Origin of the sequence: Paraburkholderia sp. RL17-368-BIF-A, assembly GCF_046054045.1 — a bacterium.
Taxonomy (GTDB): Bacteria; Pseudomonadota; Gammaproteobacteria; order Burkholderiales; family Burkholderiaceae; genus Paraburkholderia; species Paraburkholderia graminis.
Genome location: NZ_JARESN010000002.1, coordinates 244,720 through 262,259, shown reverse-complemented (window position 1 = coordinate 262,259; position 17,540 = coordinate 244,720). Strand labels below are relative to the sequence as shown.

Here is a 17,540-nt window from a genome sequence, read left to right as displayed (position 1 = left end):
CTACGTTGCGGAGTGTCGCAGTCCTTCCGCCTTATCGACGGAGCACTCCTGCCGCAGATACTCGATGAAGCCCGACTGCACCGCTGTGCCGAGCCAGTCCGCCCGCACCGTGTAGCCGACCGCACGATCGGCTTCCGGCGTTTTCAACTCGAGCGCAACGATCTCGCTGCCCGGATAGGCCTCGCGAATCTGCGAACGCGATAGCAGTGTGATGCAATCGCTTTCCACCAGCATCGCCATCATCATCGCAAGAGAACTCGTCTCGACGACGACCGGCGGCCTGATCGGCAACCGCGCGAAGATCGAATCGATCACCGAGCGGCGCGGTACATTCTGCTGCGGGACGACCCACTCGTAATTGGCGATGTCTCGAGGCGCGATAGACTTTTTACGCGCGAGGCGATGCCCCTTACGCACCGCGACCACATACGGATCGGCAAACAGCTCGGTCTCCCGCACGGCTCCGGTGAGACGTGGCTCACGCAACCCGCCGACGATGATGTCGATCGTGCCCATCCGCAGATCACGAAGCAGCGCCGCGTGCGAGCCCTCATCGACAGTGACGTGCGCGGACGGATAGCGCTCGCGCAACCGCTGGATCACACGTGCGACGAGACGCGGCGGCATCAGCGGCAACACGCCGATCGCCACCTTGCCGCTCAATTGTCCCCGGGCGTATGCGATCTCCTCGCGCGCCTGCGCAATTTCATAGAGCGCGAGGCTCAGGCAGCGAGCGAATTCGAGTCCAGCGGCATTGGCCGACACGCTATGCACGCGTCGCCGATATAACGACACGCCGACCGTCTGCTCAATCTGCCGCGCCGCGCGATGCACGGCGGGCTGCGAAATGCCAAGCTGCTGTGCCGCTTCCGACGCCGATCCGGCGCGTGCGATCGCGATATGACAACGGACTTGCGTATCGGTCAGATGGCGGCAGACGTTGCGCGCATTCATGGCCGACGAATTTTGCCCCGTCAGGCCCATGACCGCGCGCTCCATCTGATCGAGCATGCGCCGTACGCGCCGTTGCAGTATCGCGCCTTGCGCAGTCAATTCGCAGCCGCCAAAACCCCGCTCGAAAAGCACGCCGCCGAAACTCGCCTCCAGCTTGCTGATTGCCAGGCTGACGGCCGGCTGCGTGCGGCCAGCGCGCGTCGCAGCCTGGCCGATGCCGCCTGCCTCGCACACTGCATCGAACAGAAATAAGCGCCTCAGCCGCGTCAGATCGTCGTCGGGCGATTCGTCCGGGTGCTTCGCCATCGCCTTCCCCATGCCCCGTGAAAGCCATCAGCTTAACTGGAATTTATGCCTTATGCCGAAGTTCGTATTAAGGGGTTTTGCTTCAGCAGGCTTACAGTTGAGGCCATTGGATCGAGACGTTTTCAGCAAGGAGCCCGTTTATGTCCGTCGTTATCGACACTCACACGCACGCCATTTCCCCGGATAAGCAGCGCTATCCGCTCGCGCCCGTCGGCGGTCACCAGTCGGAATGGTCGGCCAAACGCCCTGTCAGCTTCGAAGGCTTGCTTGCGTCGCTCGACGAGGCCGGCATTGACCGGGCGGTCGTCGTGCAGGCATCGACGGTTTATGGCAACGACAATAGTTATGTGGTCGACGCGGTGAGAAACCACCCGGACCGCTTCGCGGGCGTGTTTTCGATCGACGTGCTGGCAAGCGACGCCGTGACGCAGATGCAGCGCTGGCTCGACGCGGGCCTCTCCGGCCTGCGCCTGTTCACGACCGGCAGCACGATGCCGGGGCAAGCAGGCTGGCTCGACGACGAGCGCTCCTTCCCGGTGTGGGACTATGCGCAGCGCCATAACGTGTCGATCTGTTTGCAGATGACGGCACAGGGCATTCCGGCGCTGCTGAATATGCTGGCGCGCTTTCCGGATATCCGCGTGCTGCTCGATCACCTTGCGCGGCCCGACTTGGCGGGCGGCCCGCCGTATGAAGCCGCCGCGCCGCTCTTTAGCCTCGCTTCGCACGAGGGCGTTTATCTGAAGCTCACAAACCGCACGATCGCCGAAGCATCCCGCGGCGCGTCGACGCCCGACGCATTCTTTCCGCGTGTGCTCGACGCGTTCGGTGCGCATCGCATCGCATGGGGCTCGAATTTCCCGGCCGCCGAAGGCACGCTGCCGCAACTGCTTGCCGATGCGCGCAATAGCCTTGCGATGCTGCCCGCCGACGCGCGCGACGCAATCTTCGGCGGCACCGCGCGCGCGGTGTATCCGGTTCTCGCCGCGTGAGGATCGACTCAATGACACAAGAATATACGGACGCGAGCACTGAGATGCCACCGCTTGAATTGAAAATTGCATTGAAGACTTATCCGCACACGCGGCCGCTGAAAGATGGCGAACTGACCGATCCCAACGTGCAACTGATGTTCGAGGATATCGAACCGATTCACCGCGCCTTCGCACCGATGGCGCGCCGCCAGGCGTATGACGTTAGCGAAATGGCAATCGTCACGTATTTGCAGGCGAAAGCTTATAACAAGCCCGTCGTACTGCTGCCCGCTGTAGTCGCCGCGCGCTTTCAGCAAGGCTGCATTATTTATAATGCTCAACGCGGCAAGCTCGGCGTGAGCAACCTGGTGGGCAAGACAGTCGGCGTGCGCTCGTATTCGCAGACCACCGCAATGTGGGTGCGCGCGATTCTCGCGAACACCTATGGCGTGCCGCTCGAGGAAATCGACTGGGTCACGACCGAGGGCGCGCATCTGGAAGAGTATCGCGATCCGTCCTTCGTGCGTCGCGCGGAGCCGGGCAAGCAGCTATTGCCGATGCTGCGCGCGGGCGAGATCGACGCCGCCATCCTCGGCAACGATCTGCCCGACGAAGCCGGCCTTGAACCCGTGATCGACGATGCGGCCAGCGCCGATCTCGCGTGGTACGCGATTCATCGCTACGTGCCTCTGAACCACGTCGTGGTAGTGACGCAATCGCTTGCGGATACACATCCGCGAGCGGTGCGCGCAGTCTACGACCTGCTGTGCCGCGGCAAAGCGTCAGTGGCCTCGCACAACGCGGGCAAACCCGACAAGCTGCTGTTCGGCTACGACGCGTTGCGAGGCCCGCTTGAGGAAACAATCGCGTTCTGCGAGCAACAGCAACTGCTGCCGCGTAAGCTGAGCATCGACGAAATTTTCGCTGACAGCATCGATATTCTCGGCCGCATCGCGAGCTGAATAACGGCTCTTTCAACGTTTTCGAGCGGACTCCAGTTCGCCAAAGCTTCACCGCAGCCCATCGTGGATGGGCCTAAGCAAGGAGACACCATGAGCTTGCCTCGCACGGGCGCCATGAAACCGAAGCCACGTCCGCCGTTCTATCGCGACCTGTCATTCCAGGTGCTGGCCGGCATGGCGCTTGGAATCGCCACGGGCTACTTCTTTCCGAAGTTCGGCATTAATCTGCAGCCCGTCGGCGACGCCTTTATCCGCATCATCCAGATGCTGATCGGGCCGATCATTTTCTGCACCGTATGCAGCGGCATTGCGGGCGTCAAAGACTTCGGGAAGGTCGGCCGCGTCGCGATCAAGGCCCTCTTCTATTTCGAGGTGGTGACTTCTCTCGCGCTGGTGCTGGGGCTTGTAACGATCAACGTGCTGAAGCCGGGCGTCGGCATGAACGTCGACATGCATAGCGTGCACTCGGCCGCCGTCGATGCCTATGTCGCGAAAGCTCATCACGTTGTCACCACGAGCGACTTTCTGCTCAACGTCATTCCGCACACGGCGATCAGCGCATTTGCTGGCGGTGACGTCCTGCAAGTACTGTTCTTTTCGGTGCTATTCGCCTTTGGGCTGGCCGCAATCGGGGAACGCGCGCAGCCCGCGCTCGACTTCATCGATTCGGTATCCGGTGCGCTGTTCTGGGTTATCGGCCTGACCATGAAGATCGCACCACTCGCAGCGTTCGGCGCCATCGCCTTCACGGTGAGCAAATTCGGTTTCGGCACGCTGCTCTCGCTCGGCAAGCTAGTGCTGGAGTTCTATCTGACGTGCGCGCTTTTTTTCCTGCTGATCCTGTGGCCCATCGCAAAGGTAAACGGCTTCAGCCTTTTGCGCCTGATGCGCTATATCGGCGCAGAACTGCTTCTCGTAATCGGTACGAGTTCTTCAGAAACCGTGTTCCCACAACTGATCGACAAGCTCGAACGCCTTGGCTGCGAGAAGTCGGTGGTTGGCCTGGTGCTGCCAACTGCCTATACGTTCAATCATGACGGCACGTGCCTTTACTTCGCCGCAGCCGCCGTGTTTCTCGCTCAGGCAACCAATACACCGATGAACTGGCACGATCAGTTGGTGTTGCTCGCGGTGCTGCTGCTCACGTCGAAGGGAGCCGCCGGCGTGTCGGGCGCTGCAATCGCAGTGCTCGCTGCAACGCTGGCTGCGTCGAACACGATTCCGGTTGAATCCATCGCGCTGATTCTCGGCGTTCACAAGGCCATGTCCAGCGCGTTCGTCTTCACCAACATCGTAGGGAACAGCGTAGCCACTATCGTAGTGGCGAATTGGGAAAAGGCACTCGACCGCGTCGCCTTGCGCCATGAACTGAAGACGGGCTTCAACCCCGCCGAAACCGCGCACTCGCTCGAACAGCCGGGCAGCACTTCAGCCGGCCACTAACGCAGGACCGGCGGTACGTCCGCGTTGTGCCGGCCGGTCCCGGCGAGTAGATCAAAAGTAATCCCAATAGGCAATTTAATTAGGGTTACGTATCAAGCAGTACATTAAAAACACAACGAAAATCAGGAGACAAGCGATGGACAAGGTTTGGAAAATCATCGGATTGGGCATCTCGGCCACTGCGGGCGCATTGGCAACGAATCCCGCACACGCGCAAACGAGCGTGCAGTTATACGGAACGGTGGATGGCGGGATACGTCATCAGACCAACGCCGCAAAAGGCGGCGGCTCGGTGACGACAATGAACTCGAACGGCTACTACAGTTCGAACAAGCTCGACTTTCGCGCGAAGGAAGACCTTGGCGACGGCTGGAACGCGCATTTTCTGCTGGAAAGCGGCTTTAACGTCGGCAATGGCCAGTTCGATAACACGACAGGCACCGAATTCAATCGCCAGGCGTTTGTCGGCATCGGCCATACGAAATTCGGCTCGCTCGATCTCGGCCGGCAGTACACCATTGCGCATGACATCATCAGCATTTACGATCCGTTCGGCTTTCATTTCACGCCGATCATTCCGCTGACCACGGCCTCGGACGGTACTCGCAACAATAATGACCTCAAATACAAGAACACGTTCGGGCCGCTGCTGTTCGAAGTGGACAACTCCTTCGGCGGCGTGGCAGGCAATTTCAGCAGCGGCGCAGCGCGCGCCGTGGGCGTGAGCTATGCGACAGGTCCTGTTGCGATCGGCGGCGTCTATGGGCATCGCAGTGTACTGACTGGCTCGACCTATCTGGGCGACAGCTACTACATGGTCGGCGCCAGCTACAAGATCGGGCCGGTGCGTTTGTCGGGCGGTTTCATGTCCGAGGACTTGCAGAATCCAGCCACGCCCCACCAGGTAACGAACAATGGGTTCGGCGGCCTCTCGTGGACCATCACGCCGACTCTGGTTTTCCGCGGCAGCTACTACCAGACCACGGTAACGAACGACAAGTCCAGCCGGCGCGGACTCTCGGTGCTCTCGCTTGGCTACCTGCTGTCCAAGCGCACCACGCTCTACAGTGAACTCGACTACACCTCGTACAAGCATGGGGTGGTGAGCACGCTCAACCCGGCCGGCGTGAAGAGTCAGACCGCGTTCACCATCGGCATCGACCATTTGTTTTAAATGATCTGCTTCACCGAGTGCTTTCTTCGGAGGCGCCCAAGACGCTGCTGACTCAGACCTACTCGCTTCCATTCGATCGGATTGTTCAATGCCTCGAGATATCGACTATTGATATCGTGGATATCAATGCAGGCTCTGTGGCTGCCGCCTGTTAATATCTATCTCAACCATAGGCGCAGGCATGCAGCGCGCCGTTCCGGTCATACGAGCAATCGTCGATTCAGGCGTGCCACGACACGCACTACGAGATCATGCAACTCATTCGCGACGGCAATGTGCGCAAAGCCTGCACCGAACTGCGCAACCACATTCGAAGCACGGAGGACTCGTATATCCGTGCAAGCATCAGCGGAGAAGCGCCATGAAGCACGATCTTGTCCGTCTGCTCGGCGACATCGTCGGTAGCCAGTTCGTCTTTACGGGCTCGGCTGAAACGCGGCGCTTCCGCCAGGGATATCGCTATGGCAGCGGTCCACTATTGGCTGCTGTGCAGCCTGGCACATTGGTCCAGATGTGGCAGGCGCTAAAGGCGTGCCATGATGCGAATGTCATCGTCATTTGTCAGGCCGCCAACACCGGCTTGACCGGCGGATCGACGCCGGCTGCGGACGGCTACGATCGTCCGGTAGTCGTGATCAATACGATGCGGTTGCGCCGGCTCGACGTGATTCGCAATGGCGAACAGGTCGTTTGTCAGCCGGGCGTTACCCTGGACCAACTGGAAAGGCGTCTCGCACCGCTCAAACGCGAACCCCATTCTGTGATCGGATCGAGTTGCATCGGCGCGTCCGTGACGGGAGGCGTTTGCAACAACTCGGGCGGGTCTCTCATTCGCCGCGGTCCCGCGTTTACCCAGCTTTCGATACATGCCCGCGTCACAGCCGACGGCGAACTGAAGCTGGTAAACCACCTGGGAATCGATTTGGGCGATTCCGCCGAAGCCATACTTGGCCGCCTCGACGCAGGCGAACTGCCGCACGATGTTCCGCCAGCGATGGGACTTCTCGCGTCCGACCACGAATACAGCACCCACGTGCGGGATATCTCGGCATCGACTCCCGCGCGCTTTAACGCAGACCCGCGCCGCCTTTACGAAGCGTCGGGCTCGGCCGGACACCTCGCGGTTTTTGCCCTTCGGCTGGACACATTCGCGGCGGACGAGCGCACCCAGGTGTTCTACATCGGCAGCAATGATCCGGCCGAGCTCGAATCAATCCGCCGCGATATTCTGGGCGGTTTCCAGAGTCTGCCGATAGCAGGCGAGTATATGCACCGTGGCGCGTTCGATATCAGTCGCCGCTACGGGAAGGACATGTACCTTTACATTCGGGCTTTCGGCACCGACAAAGTGCCGCTAGCCTTTGCGGCGAAGAGCCGCTTCGACGCCATGACCGAGAAGATGGGTCTTGGTACGGCCATCAGTGACAGACTGCTGCAGGCAGCGAGCCGGCTTTTGCCCGAGCATCTGCCGCGGCGACTCATCGAGTACCGCGATCGCTTCGAGCATCACCTGTTATTGAAGATGGGCAATGAAGGTGTAGACGAAGCGCGTACTTATCTGAAGTCGCGCTTTCCGACGGCTCAGGGCAACTACTTCGAATGCACGCGAGAAGAAGGCGACGCGGCGTTTCTCAACCGCTTCACGATTGGTGGCGCAGTGGTCCGCTATCGGGCCGTTCATTCTCGAACCGTCGAGGACATCGTGGCGCTCGACATCGCGCTGCCGCGTAATGCAACCGACTGGTTCGAACAGTTGCCGCAGCATATTTCGAAGGACATCGAATTCACCATGTATTGCGGCCACTTCTTCTGCCATGTGCTGCATCAGGAATATCTGGTGAAGAAGGGTGTGGACTGCGACCGCATCAAGGACGACATTCTCGCCCTACTCGCCGCGCGCGGTGCGGAGTATCCGGCCGAGCACAACGTCGGCCATCTGTATGAGGCGAAGGAGTCGCTCAAGCAGTTCTACGAGGAACTGGATCCGACTAACTCCTTCAATCCCGGTATCGGGAAAACCTCGCGGCTCTTCAACTGGGGAAGATCGCCGTATCGCTGCGGTTGCGAGGATCGGCCCGCAGTAAGTCAGCAGACGCTCTAGCGTAGCGTTACGCGAAGACCACCAGATTTTTTGCGCGCAAGGACGGTGCTGCCGACCTTGCGCCGGCCCTTGCGTGCGCAAGTCGCTCACACACCCAGAATCCTGCCGACCGTTTCGTTAAATTCGGCCGTGGCATCAGCGATCGCCTGGTCGGCCTCGTCGTCGAGGTTGTCGACGTTCTCGTCGATCACCTCCTGCAGGCTCAGGTAAGCCGCGATGATGCTGTCCAACTGGTCGCTCGCGGCCCGGGCGTAGACGGCCTCGCCAAGCGCCTCCATGAAATCGCCGCGACTTCCTCCGATCAGGCCATCCGCGTTGTTTTCCAGGTCGTCCTTGAACTGTTCGACGTCTGCCATGCTTTTCTCCAGAAGGTCAGGTGCAGCGTTGCCGGAATGAGCGTTCGCACGCAAGGCGCGCGCCTGGTCGTACAGTCTCGCGACCCGTCACGCCGGCGACGCGCGCGGACCTTGTTGCGTCCTTGCATGCCGATAAGCGCCCAAAAGAAAGTTTGACAAACCATCTTTAGATATATATCTTACGACACATCTTAAGACATAAATGGAGGACGCAAGATGCGTCATCACCATCGTTTTGACCGCCGTCACGGCGCGGATCACGCTTCTTTCGACGCCGGCTTCGAGCGCCCCTCGCTCCATGCGCTGTGGCACGCGTTCGCTCATCACCACGCAGTTCGCAGCGAAGACGCCGAGCGCGTCGGCAGCGCGCATCGCTTTTCGCCCTGGGCGTTCTGGCATGCAATCGGACGTCATCACGAGCATCGCGGCGGACGCGGCGGGCGCGGTCCGTTCGGCGGCAGCCCTGGCGGCTTCGGCGGCGAAGGCGATGGCTTCCCGCGCGGCCGCAAGTTCAGTTCCGACGATCTGCAACTGCTGCTGCTCTCGCTGATCGACGCGCAACCGAGCCACGGCTACGAGCTCATCAAGGCGCTGGAAACGCGTTCTAACGGCTTCTATAGCCCGAGCCCCGGCATGGTGTACCCGGCGCTCACGTACCTCGAAGAACTCGGCTACGTCACCGTGCAGCTCGAAGGCAACCGCAAGCGCTACGAACTCGCGCAAGCCGGACGCGAGTACCTCGCGGCCAACCGCGAGCGCGTCGAGTTGATGCTCGCGAAGCTGAGCCACATCGCGCGCAAGATGGACTCGGTGCGCCGCGCGTTTGCCGGTGAAGAACCGGCCGACGTGAGCGAAGGCGGCTGGCTGCCCGAGCTGAACGCCGCGCGCCGCGCGCTGAAAAATGCGCTGCTGCGCCGGGACAACGCATCGGCGGAAGAACAGCGCCGCATCGCCGCGATCCTGATGCGAGCCGCGAAGGAAATCGAAGGCGAACAGGATTCGGGCAGCGGCAAAAGCGGTGATGCGGCCACTGCGTGACATCGACATCGACACTTCGACCAGACAGGAGTAACAACTCAATGCCGACTCAAGAAAAACGACCCGACCTCGCCGTAGAGCGCGTGCGCCATCCGCTCAGGTTCCGTCTGCTGCAAGTGAAGAAAGTGCAGGCGCTCACGCCGCATCTGATCCGCGTGACCTTCACGGGCGAAGACCTGCACGACTTCGTGTCCGCTTCGTTCGACGATCACATCAAGGTCTTCTTCCCCGAACCGGGCGCCGACAAACCGGTGCTGCCGCAAGCCGGCCCGGACGGTCCCGTGTTCCCCGAAGGACGTCGCCCGACGGCGCGCGATTTCACGCCGCGCCGCTTCGATCGCGACGCGCGCGAACTCGATATCGAATTTGCGATGCACGAAGCCGGTCCCGCGGCAACGTGGGCGGCGCAGGCGAAAGCCGGCCAGTACCTGGGCATCGGCGGGCCGCGCGGCTCGCTCGTGATCCCCACCGCTTTCGACTGGCACCTGCTGATCGGCGACGACACCGCCCTGCCCGCCATCGCGCGCCGCCTCGAGGAATTGCCGGCCGGCAAGCGCGTGGCCGCAGTGATCGAAGTGGCCGATCCGTCGGCTCGCATCGAATTCAGAACCGAAGCCGAACTGCACCTCGTGTGGTGTTATCGAAGCGAACGCGAAAGCGGAAGCGGAAGCGAACACTGCGCGCGCGGCGAGGCGTTGCTGCAAGCGGTGCGCGCAACCTATCTGCCGGATGACGGCGAAGGTTATGTGTGGGCCGCGGGCGAATCCGCGACGATTCGCGCGATTCGCTATCACCTGTGCACCGAACGCGGCGTCGACAAGTCGCGGATTCGCGCGGCAAGCTACTGGAAACAGGGCGCCGTAGCGGTGCATGAAACCATCGACGACTAGGCCATCGGCGACTAAAAGACGACCAGGAGACGATCCCGGCACCACGTGCCGGCAAAGACCCGTGCTTTTCTCGACTTCGCGATCGAACGAAAACTGCACTAGAAACAGGTCGCCACTCAACTCACAACGGCGCCTCAATCATCGAATAAGCGCGCCGATCTTCTCTCCCTATTGCTCTGCCGGCATCTGTTGATCGTAGGCTTTTTGCGCCTGATCGATCTCATGCAAATGCTTGATCGACCATTCATAGACCGCTCCGAACGGAACCTGCAGGGTACGCCCGAGTTCTGTGATCGAGTATTCCACCGCGACCGGCGAAGTATTGAGCACATTCCGCGCGACGAGGCCATTGCGTTCGAGACGCCTCAACGCCTGCGTAAGCGCCTTATGCGTGATTCCTTCCAGCCTGCGCTTGATCTCGTTGAAGCGAGTTGGCTTCCTGGTCAGCAGCGTGAGAATCATCACTGACCACTTGTTCGCCACCTGATCGAAAAACGAGCGTGCGGCGCAATCCGCAAAGAAAACCTCGTCAACCTCGCAAGTCATGTCGGTATCTTCCTGTATATCTGCGCACCTGAAGGTGCGTAATTGACCGTAGATATCCAATGTATAACATGGAGTCCGGTCAATTGCTTGGAGCTCGGCGTCACACAGCCCAGCGAGCCAGGCGTTTGATGTACTCGTGATAAATAAGGATAGCGAATGAAAATGATGGAACACGAACTGTCTCGACGCGACATGCTGAAGGTCGCCGGTGCGGCAGCGATTGCGACCACTCTCGGGAACCATGAAGCCTTTGCTGCAACGAAATCGCCGGCCACACTGTTCGCGACCGAGGTAGGTACGGGAAAGAACGTCATGTTTCTCCACGGCTGGACTTGCGATTCGCATGACTGGAGCTGGCAACTGCCGCTCTTCGAAAGCAGGTATCGCGTCGTCGCTGTCGATCTGCGCGGGCATGGCAGATCGGAGCTGATGCCGCCCGGCGCTTATACGCCCGCCGACTACGTCGCGGACATCGAGGCATTTATCGCAACGAGGTATCCCGGACAGAAGTTCGTTCTCGTCGGGCATTCGATGGGTGGCCAGATCGCAGCCCGACTTGCCGCGAAGCGCCCGGATCTGGTCAGCGCGGTGGTGTCCGTCGATGGCGCGCTCGGTTTTTCCGGCGCCGCCGCCGAACTTTTTGCGAAAACCACGCATGATTTGAATGCGGGCGATCCTGGCATCGTGGTCCCGGCCTTGTTCCAGCTTGTCTATGACCGCATCACTGAGCCGGCATTCAAGCGTTGGCACGCGAGGCGCGTCCAGGGCATGCCAGTGCATGTCGTGCGCGAGTCGTTCGGTCCGCTGTTCTTCGGCAACGATCAGGTCGGCATTGGAGAAGCGAGCGCAACGTTGTGCAAGAGCCTTACCGTTCCCTTCTATCAGATGTGCCGCGACCCCGAGCAGGCGAACCGCATGCGCTCCTGGTTCTCGCATCCGAAATCGAAGGTGGATGTATGGACCAGCACAGGCCATTGGATCATGCAGGATCGCGCGGACGACGTGAACACCGCGATTACCGCATGGATCGACGCCCTATAGCCAACGGCCTTTGCCAACTCGAATCCGGAGAACCCGATGCCCGATCTCGACATTCTGCTCACCTCTTATCGACTCAATGCCCTCACCGTGCCTAACCGGGTAGTCATGGCTCCGATGACACGGTCTTTCTCCCCAGGCGGCATACCGGGCGCCGACGTCGCCGCGTACTATCGGCGACGTGCGGCGCACGGCGTCGGTCTCATCATCACCGAAGGAACCGGTGTTGGTCGCGCGGCCGCGCTCGACGATCCGGACGTCCCGCGCTTTCATGGCGAGGCGGCGCTGGCCGGCTGGAAGAAAGTAGTCGACGAGGTCCACGCGGCTGGTGGACGCATTGCGCCGCAACTGTGGCACGTGGGACATAAACCTTCGAATGGAGCGGGCGAGCGGGCGTTGTCCGCTCATCGCTACGAGAGCCCATCGGGCCTCTCCATAACCGGCGAACGCGTGGCTCAGCCGATGAGCGAGTCAGACGTCGCGGACACAATCGACGCATACGCGCGAGCCGCAGCGGATGCAGAACGGCTCGGCTTCGACGGCGTCGAACTGCACGGCGGGCATGGCTACCTGATCAATCAGTTTTTCTCGGAGGATCTCAACCAGCGCGGCGACCGATATGGCGGAGCGACGCTCGTCGAACGCTCACGCTTCGCTGTGGAAGTGCTGAAGGCGATCAGGTCGGTGGTGACACCGGGGTTTCCAGTGATTCTTCGCCTCTCGCAATGGAAGCCGAAGGACTTCCGCGCACGGCTCGCGGGGACGCCAGCAGTGCTCGAAGAGTGGCTTGGCCTGCTTGTGGATGCCGGCGCGGATGCTTTGCACCTCTCCCAGCCGGCCTACTGGCAGCCCGCGTTTCCCGAAGCCGACGCAAACCTGAACCTGGCCGGCTGGGCGAAAAAAGTCACGGGCGTCACAACCATTACAGTGGGATCGGTGGGACTTGGAAGCGACGTCTACGACTCCTTTGCGGGCAAGGACGCGCAATCCGCTCCGCTGGACGACCTGTTAGCGCGACTGGAACGAGGAGAGTTCGATCTGGTAGCGGTCGGACGCGCGTTGCTAAAGGACGCGGCATGGCTCGAGAAGATCCGGCAAGGGCGCGTCGACGAGATTGGGAACTTCACCCCGGACGCTTTCTCGACCTTGGCCTAGGAAACCGCTGATGGCACCGGCCTGGAACCATACTCAATCGGGCGGAGTTGCAGGGGGTCGGTCATCTGACCGATGCCGCCGGAACGAGCAAGATGCGATGCTTACCACCGATCCTAACCAGACGGAGCATCCATGTCATTTCGTTTCCAAGTTGTCGTTTCACTAATCGCGCTGGCGTTCGCCAACGCATCGTTCGCACAGACTTCCGCTGACAAGCCTGAACGGATCAGGGGCACCATTCAGTCGTACTCCGGCGGCGTGCTCCAGGTGCACCGGCGTAGCGGCGAAACGGTCGGCATTGCAGTAGTCGATGCAAGCGGACTGAATGCGGTGAAAGCCATACAGCTTTCCGATATCAAACCCGGCGCCTATGTCGGAGCCGCTGCGATGCCCCGCGCGGACGGCAAGCTGGAAGCGAAGGAGGTTCTGGTATTTCCCGAAGCCGCACGCGGGATGGCAGAGGGCCATTTTGCATGGGACCTCGGCGCTGGCAGCTCGATGACGAACGCCAACGTCGACACCATCGTGCAAGGTACAAGCGGCCGTGACCTGAAGCTCTCGTACAAGGGTGGCACCAACACGGTCACCGTGCCTGCGAACGCACCGGTAGTGACGCTCATTCCCGCGACGCGCGACGAACTGACTGCGGGCAAGCGGGTGTTCGTGGTGGCAACGCACGGCAAGAGCGGTGCGTACAACGCTGTGCAGATCATCGTCGAAAAGGATGGCGTGGCTCCGCCGATGTAAGGCGGTTCGAGCCGCGGTTCGCCCGCCGATTGCGGCGGTCAACCAGCGGCTCGCGCATCGCCGGTCGACGGGTGCGATCGTGACAATCAGGAGAAGTTGCTATGAATGAACGCCAGATGAGTGGCATAGCCGCTCGCGACGAATGGTGGCTCATGCGCTATTACTTCGTTCGGACTGCGTTTTCCGCGCTGTGGGTCGCGCTCGCTTTTTCGGTCGGGCAGCGTTCTCCGGAGGCGACGGCAGTGCTGCTGTTCGTCTATCCCGCGTGGGATGCGCTTGCCAATTACTTCGATATGTCGCGCAGCGGCGGAATGACCGAGGGCCGCACTCAGGCAATCAACGCCGTCATCAGCGTGGCCGCGGCGGTGGCGGTCATCGTGGCCCTGAATGCGCGCATGCAGTGGGTGCTCGGCGTCTTCGGGGTATGGGCGATACTCTCCGGGCTCCTGCAACTCGGCACCGCTATGCGGCGCTGGAATCGCTTTGCCGCGCAATGGGCGATGGCTCTCAGCGGTGCGCAGTCGGCGCTGGCAGGCGCGTATTTCATCGTGCAGGCTCGCGCGCCCACGCCGCCGGCAATCTCGCGGGTGGCTGCGTATGCCGCGGTGGGCGCGATCTACTTTCTGGTGTCGGCGTTATGGCTATACGTGCGTCGACTGCGCCGCGAGACCGCGTGACTGTGTCGTCGATCCCCGCATGCTGCCGCCGGCTTCGCGTGATCGACGCGACGGGCCCCGCCGGTTCAGACGCCGCGCGACATGCGCCGGCGTCAGGCCACCTCCGCGATCATCGCCCTGACTTCCCGAGCCGCCTCGCGGCGCAGTGCGCCGAGGTCGACATCCGGCAGCACGTCGTTTCGCACGATGCATTGACCCGCGCAGAAGAGCGCGGCGAGTTCGGGGCGCCCGCCCGAAACCACCGGCCCTATCGCCACGTCATGCAGGCCGAAGTAGCGCGGATCGTCGAGCCGGTAGACGGCGATATCCGCTTGCGCGCCCACCTCGATCCTGCCGACGCCTTCGAGCCCGAGCACGCGCGCGCCGCCCGCCGTGCCCCAGTGCACGACCTCCTCCACCGACGCCGCATCCGCTCCGCCTTCGAAGCGCCCTCCCCGATATTCGGGCTGTGCCGCCATGCCGCGCCGGGCCCGTTGCGCAAGCCACGCCATGTGGACTTCGGAGATCATGTCGGCGGCTTCGTTTGAGGCCGCGCCATCCACGCCGATCGAAACCGGCACGCCCGCATCCGCCAGTTCACGTACCGGCGCAATCCCGCTGCCTAGCCGTCCGTTCGATTGCGGACAATGCGCAATGCCGGTTCCGGTCGCGGCGAGCAGATCGATCTCGCTGGCATCGAGCTTGACCAGATGCGCATACCACACGTCTTCGCCGAGCCAGCCGTGCTCGCGGCAAAACTCGACCGGCGTGAGCCGGTGCATCGCCTGCGCACTGTCCTGATAGTTGACGGTCTCCGAGAGATGGCTGTGCAGACGCAATCCGAGCCTGCGCGCCTCGCCCGCAATCGAGCGCATCTCGGCAGGAGAGACGGAAAACAACACCGTGGTCGGCGCGGCGACCACGCGGCGCATCGAATGCGGCGAGGCGTCGTGAAAACTGGAGGCGAGACGTTGGAGATCGCTCATGAAGGCATCGATCGATTCGGGACGCATCGCGGTGGGCAGTCCGGCTTCGAGCTGACGCGTGCGCGTCGCGCCGCCGCGCAGCAGCACGAAGCGCACGCCGAGCTTCTGCGCTTCCTCGAACAGAATGGCCGAGCTGTCGAACGGCATGTCCGGGTAGTACACGTAGTTGTGGTCCGCGATGGTCGTGCAGCCCGAGCGGACCAACTCGATCATGCCGATGCGCGCAGCGAGCCGGAAGCGCTTTTCGTCGAAGCGGGCGCGATACCGGTATGGCGTAGCCGCGAGCCACGGCGTGAGCGATGCGTTGATGCCCGCCGGGTCGCCCTTCAGCAGCGCCTGAAACAGATGATGATGAGTGTTGACCCACGCGGGATAGACGACGCAGTCGGTGGCGTCGACGATCGCTTCGCCGGGCATCGGGGCAAGCGCGCCGACGGCCCGAATGCGCGTGCCTTCGATACGGATATCCGGGCCGGCCGCGCGCGCCGGTTCGTTTGCGCCGCCGCCCGTCATGATGGCCGCCGCGTTTCGAATCAGAGTAGTCGTCATGCGGTGTCGTTCCTCATAGTTCGCTTTCATGCCAGCCGCGCAAGCCCAGGCGCGAGACCCAGACGGTGATGCCGAACAGCACTACGCCCGTGACGGTAATCAGCATCAGCGCGGCAAAGAGGCGCGGAATGTTCAACTGGAAGCCTGCCTGCAAGATCTGATACGCGAGCCCGGAGCCGGTGCCGCCCGTGCCCGCGACGAATTCCGCCACCACCGCGCCGATCAGCGACAAGCCGCTCGATATGCGCAGTCCGCCGAAAAAATACGGCAGCGCGCTCGGAACGCGCAGGCGCGTGAGCGTCTGCCAGCGCGTCGCGCGATTGATACGGAACAGGTTGACGAGCCCCGGATTGACGCTGCGCAAACCCAGCGCCGTGTTCGAGATGATCGGAAACAGCGCGACCAGCGTTGCGCAGATCACCAGCGCGAAGGTCGTGTCCTTCACCCAGATAATGATGAGCGGTGCGATGGCGACAATCGGCGTCACCTGCAGCAGGATCGCATACGGAAAAAAGCTCGCCTCGATCAGCGGACTCTGCGCGAACACGAGTGCGATCGCCACGCCGAGCACCGTTGCGAGTGCAAAGGCCAGCAGCGTGATCCTGAGCGTGGCAAACAGCGCGGCGAACAGCATCGGTGCATCGACAACAAGTTGCCGCGCAATGTCATGCGGCGCGGGCACCAGATAGACGGGCACGTCGAAGACGGCGCACGCCGCCTCCCACATCGACAGCATCAGCACGCCGACCACCCACGGCGCGAGCGCCTTCATCGCGCCGGGACGCTGCAACAAGGGCCTGCGCGGGTTGACGGCTTTCCGCTCGTTCGCGGCGGCCCGGTTGACAATGGTTTCGCTCGTCATCGTTACGCTCCTTGCAGTTGATGCGCGTCGGAGATCAGATCCGATAGCGTCTTGCAGTGCGCCAGAAACGGCGCGGACACGCGATACGCTTCGTCGCGTGCCTCCTTGCCGTCAATGGGCACGTCGGCGATCACGCGCCCCGGGCGCGCCTGCATCACCACCACGCGGCTCGATAGATACACCGCTTCGTAAATGCTGTGCGTGACGAACACCACCGTCATGCCGCGCGACTGCCAGAGCTTGCGCAGATCGGCATCGAGCTTGTTGCGCGTGAATTCGTCGAGTGCGCCAAACGGTTCGTCGAGGAGCAACAGGTCGGGCTCGGTGACGAGCGCACGCGCCAGCGACGCGCGCATCTGCATGCCGCCCGACAACTCGCGCGGACGCGCATCGCCGAAGCCCGCCAGACCCACGTTGGCGAGCGCATCGGCCACGCGCGCGTCGGCTTCCTTGCGCGGCACGTGTGACAGATCGAGCGGCAACCGGACGTTCGCGGCAATGCTGGCCCACGGCATCAGCGTGGCTTCCTGGAACACCATCGACATGCGGCGCCCCTTCGTGCGCACCGTGCCGGTCATGGCGAGCGGCTGGCCCCACCAGCGCATGTGGCCGTGCGTGGGGCTTTCGATGCCCGCGAACATCTTGAGCAGCGTGCTCTTGCCGCAGCCCGACGGACCGAGCAGCGAGACGAACTCGCCCGCGCCGATATCGAGCCGCACGTCGGTAAGCGCGGTGGTGCCGTTCGCATAGATCTTGTCGACGCGCTGCACCGAGAGCGCCGGATTGTGCTGTTCGTTCATGGC

17 protein-coding genes are annotated in these 17,540 nt (G+C 62.1%); 11 read left to right on the top strand and 6 right to left on the bottom strand.

What is annotated here, in order from left to right; all coding sequences use genetic code 11:
* Entirely contained in the window at positions 1-1,260 is a 1,260-nt protein-coding gene (locus P0D87_RS04310; RefSeq protein WP_053860722.1) for a LysR family transcriptional regulator, read from the bottom strand.
* Between the two features lie 140 nt (positions 1,261-1,400).
* Here P0D87_RS04310 and P0D87_RS04305 point away from each other — a divergent pair, with 140 nt between their 5' ends.
* The 5 genes from P0D87_RS04305 to dld all read left to right on the top strand — a co-directional run bounded on the left by P0D87_RS04305 (position 1,401) and on the right by dld (position 7,914).
* The gene (locus P0D87_RS04305) at positions 1,401-2,252 is read left to right on the top strand and encodes an amidohydrolase family protein (protein ID WP_053859246.1); all 852 of its coding nucleotides are present in this window, start codon (positions 1,401-1,403) and stop codon (positions 2,250-2,252) included.
* Between the two features lie 11 nt (positions 2,253-2,263).
* Entirely contained in the window at positions 2,264-3,196 is a 933-nt protein-coding gene (locus tag P0D87_RS04300; protein ID WP_171799967.1) for a substrate-binding domain-containing protein, read from the top strand.
* Between the two features lie 90 nt (positions 3,197-3,286).
* Entirely contained in the window at positions 3,287-4,639 is a 1,353-nt protein-coding gene (gene dctA, locus P0D87_RS04295) for a C4-dicarboxylate transporter DctA (protein ID WP_053859247.1), read from the top strand.
* A 136-nt stretch (positions 4,640-4,775) separates the two neighbouring features.
* Entirely contained in the window at positions 4,776-5,813 is a 1,038-nt protein-coding gene (locus P0D87_RS04290) for a porin (RefSeq protein ID WP_006046746.1), read from the top strand.
* Positions 5,814-6,174: 361 nt separating this feature from the next.
* Positions 6,175-7,914, top strand: a complete 1,740-nt coding sequence (dld, locus tag P0D87_RS04285) for a D-lactate dehydrogenase (RefSeq protein WP_053859248.1) — start codon at positions 6,175-6,177, stop codon at positions 7,912-7,914.
* An 86-nt stretch (positions 7,915-8,000) separates the two neighbouring features.
* Here dld and P0D87_RS04280 read toward each other — a convergent pair whose 3' ends face one another.
* Positions 8,001-8,270, bottom strand: a complete 270-nt coding sequence (locus P0D87_RS04280; protein ID WP_006046744.1) for a hypothetical protein — start codon at positions 8,268-8,270, stop codon at positions 8,001-8,003.
* A gap of 216 nt (positions 8,271-8,486) precedes the next feature.
* On the opposite strand from P0D87_RS04280, the gene P0D87_RS04275 reads away from it, so the two are divergent.
* Entirely contained in the window at positions 8,487-9,308 is an 822-nt protein-coding gene (locus P0D87_RS04275) for a PadR family transcriptional regulator (protein WP_029965811.1), read from the top strand.
* A 41-nt stretch (positions 9,309-9,349) separates the two neighbouring features.
* Positions 9,350-10,198 carry a siderophore-interacting protein gene (locus P0D87_RS04270; protein ID WP_006046742.1) on the top strand — a complete coding sequence of 283 codons (849 nt, stop codon included), beginning with the start codon at positions 9,350-9,352 and terminating at the stop codon, positions 10,196-10,198.
* A 168-nt stretch (positions 10,199-10,366) separates the two neighbouring features.
* Here P0D87_RS04270 and P0D87_RS04265 read toward each other — a convergent pair whose 3' ends face one another.
* On the bottom strand, positions 10,367-10,918 hold the full coding sequence (locus P0D87_RS04265; protein WP_321175863.1) for a winged helix-turn-helix transcriptional regulator: 552 nt from the start codon (positions 10,916-10,918) through the stop codon (positions 10,367-10,369).
* Between P0D87_RS04265 and P0D87_RS04260 the strand changes: the two genes are divergently transcribed.
* From P0D87_RS04260 to P0D87_RS04245, 4 genes are all read left to right on the top strand, one after another.
* Complete coding sequence (locus P0D87_RS04260; protein WP_053859249.1) at positions 10,901-11,785, top strand: alpha/beta fold hydrolase; 885 nt, start codon at positions 10,901-10,903, stop codon at positions 11,783-11,785. The two genes, P0D87_RS04265 and P0D87_RS04260, sit on opposite strands and share 18 nt — an antisense overlap.
* Before the next feature lie 36 nt (positions 11,786-11,821).
* Positions 11,822-12,937, top strand: a complete 1,116-nt coding sequence (locus P0D87_RS04255) for an NADH:flavin oxidoreductase (RefSeq protein ID WP_171799968.1) — start codon at positions 11,822-11,824, stop codon at positions 12,935-12,937.
* A 132-nt stretch (positions 12,938-13,069) separates the two neighbouring features.
* Positions 13,070-13,684: a hypothetical protein gene (locus P0D87_RS04250; RefSeq protein WP_053859251.1), complete on the top strand. Its 615-nt coding sequence runs from the start codon at positions 13,070-13,072 to the stop codon at positions 13,682-13,684.
* Positions 13,685-13,785: 101 nt separating this feature from the next.
* A complete protein-coding gene (locus P0D87_RS04245) occupies positions 13,786-14,361 on the top strand; it encodes a DUF308 domain-containing protein (RefSeq protein ID WP_053859252.1) in 576 nt (191 codons plus the stop codon).
* A 92-nt stretch (positions 14,362-14,453) separates the two neighbouring features.
* Here P0D87_RS04245 and P0D87_RS04240 read toward each other — a convergent pair whose 3' ends face one another.
* Genes P0D87_RS04240 through P0D87_RS04230 form a run of 3 tightly spaced genes read right to left on the bottom strand, consistent with a single transcriptional unit; the run spans position 14,454 to position 17,537 of the window.
* Entirely contained in the window at positions 14,454-15,875 is a 1,422-nt protein-coding gene (locus P0D87_RS04240) for an amidohydrolase family protein (RefSeq protein WP_053859253.1), read from the bottom strand.
* A 13-nt stretch (positions 15,876-15,888) separates the two neighbouring features.
* The gene (locus P0D87_RS04235) at positions 15,889-16,737 is read right to left on the bottom strand and encodes an ABC transporter permease (RefSeq protein WP_006046735.1); all 849 of its coding nucleotides are present in this window, start codon (positions 16,735-16,737) and stop codon (positions 15,889-15,891) included.
* A 2-nt stretch (positions 16,738-16,739) separates the two neighbouring features.
* Positions 16,740-17,537, bottom strand: a complete 798-nt coding sequence (locus P0D87_RS04230; protein ID WP_029965821.1) for an ABC transporter ATP-binding protein — start codon at positions 17,535-17,537, stop codon at positions 16,740-16,742.
* Positions 17,538-17,540: the final 3 nt, after the last annotated feature.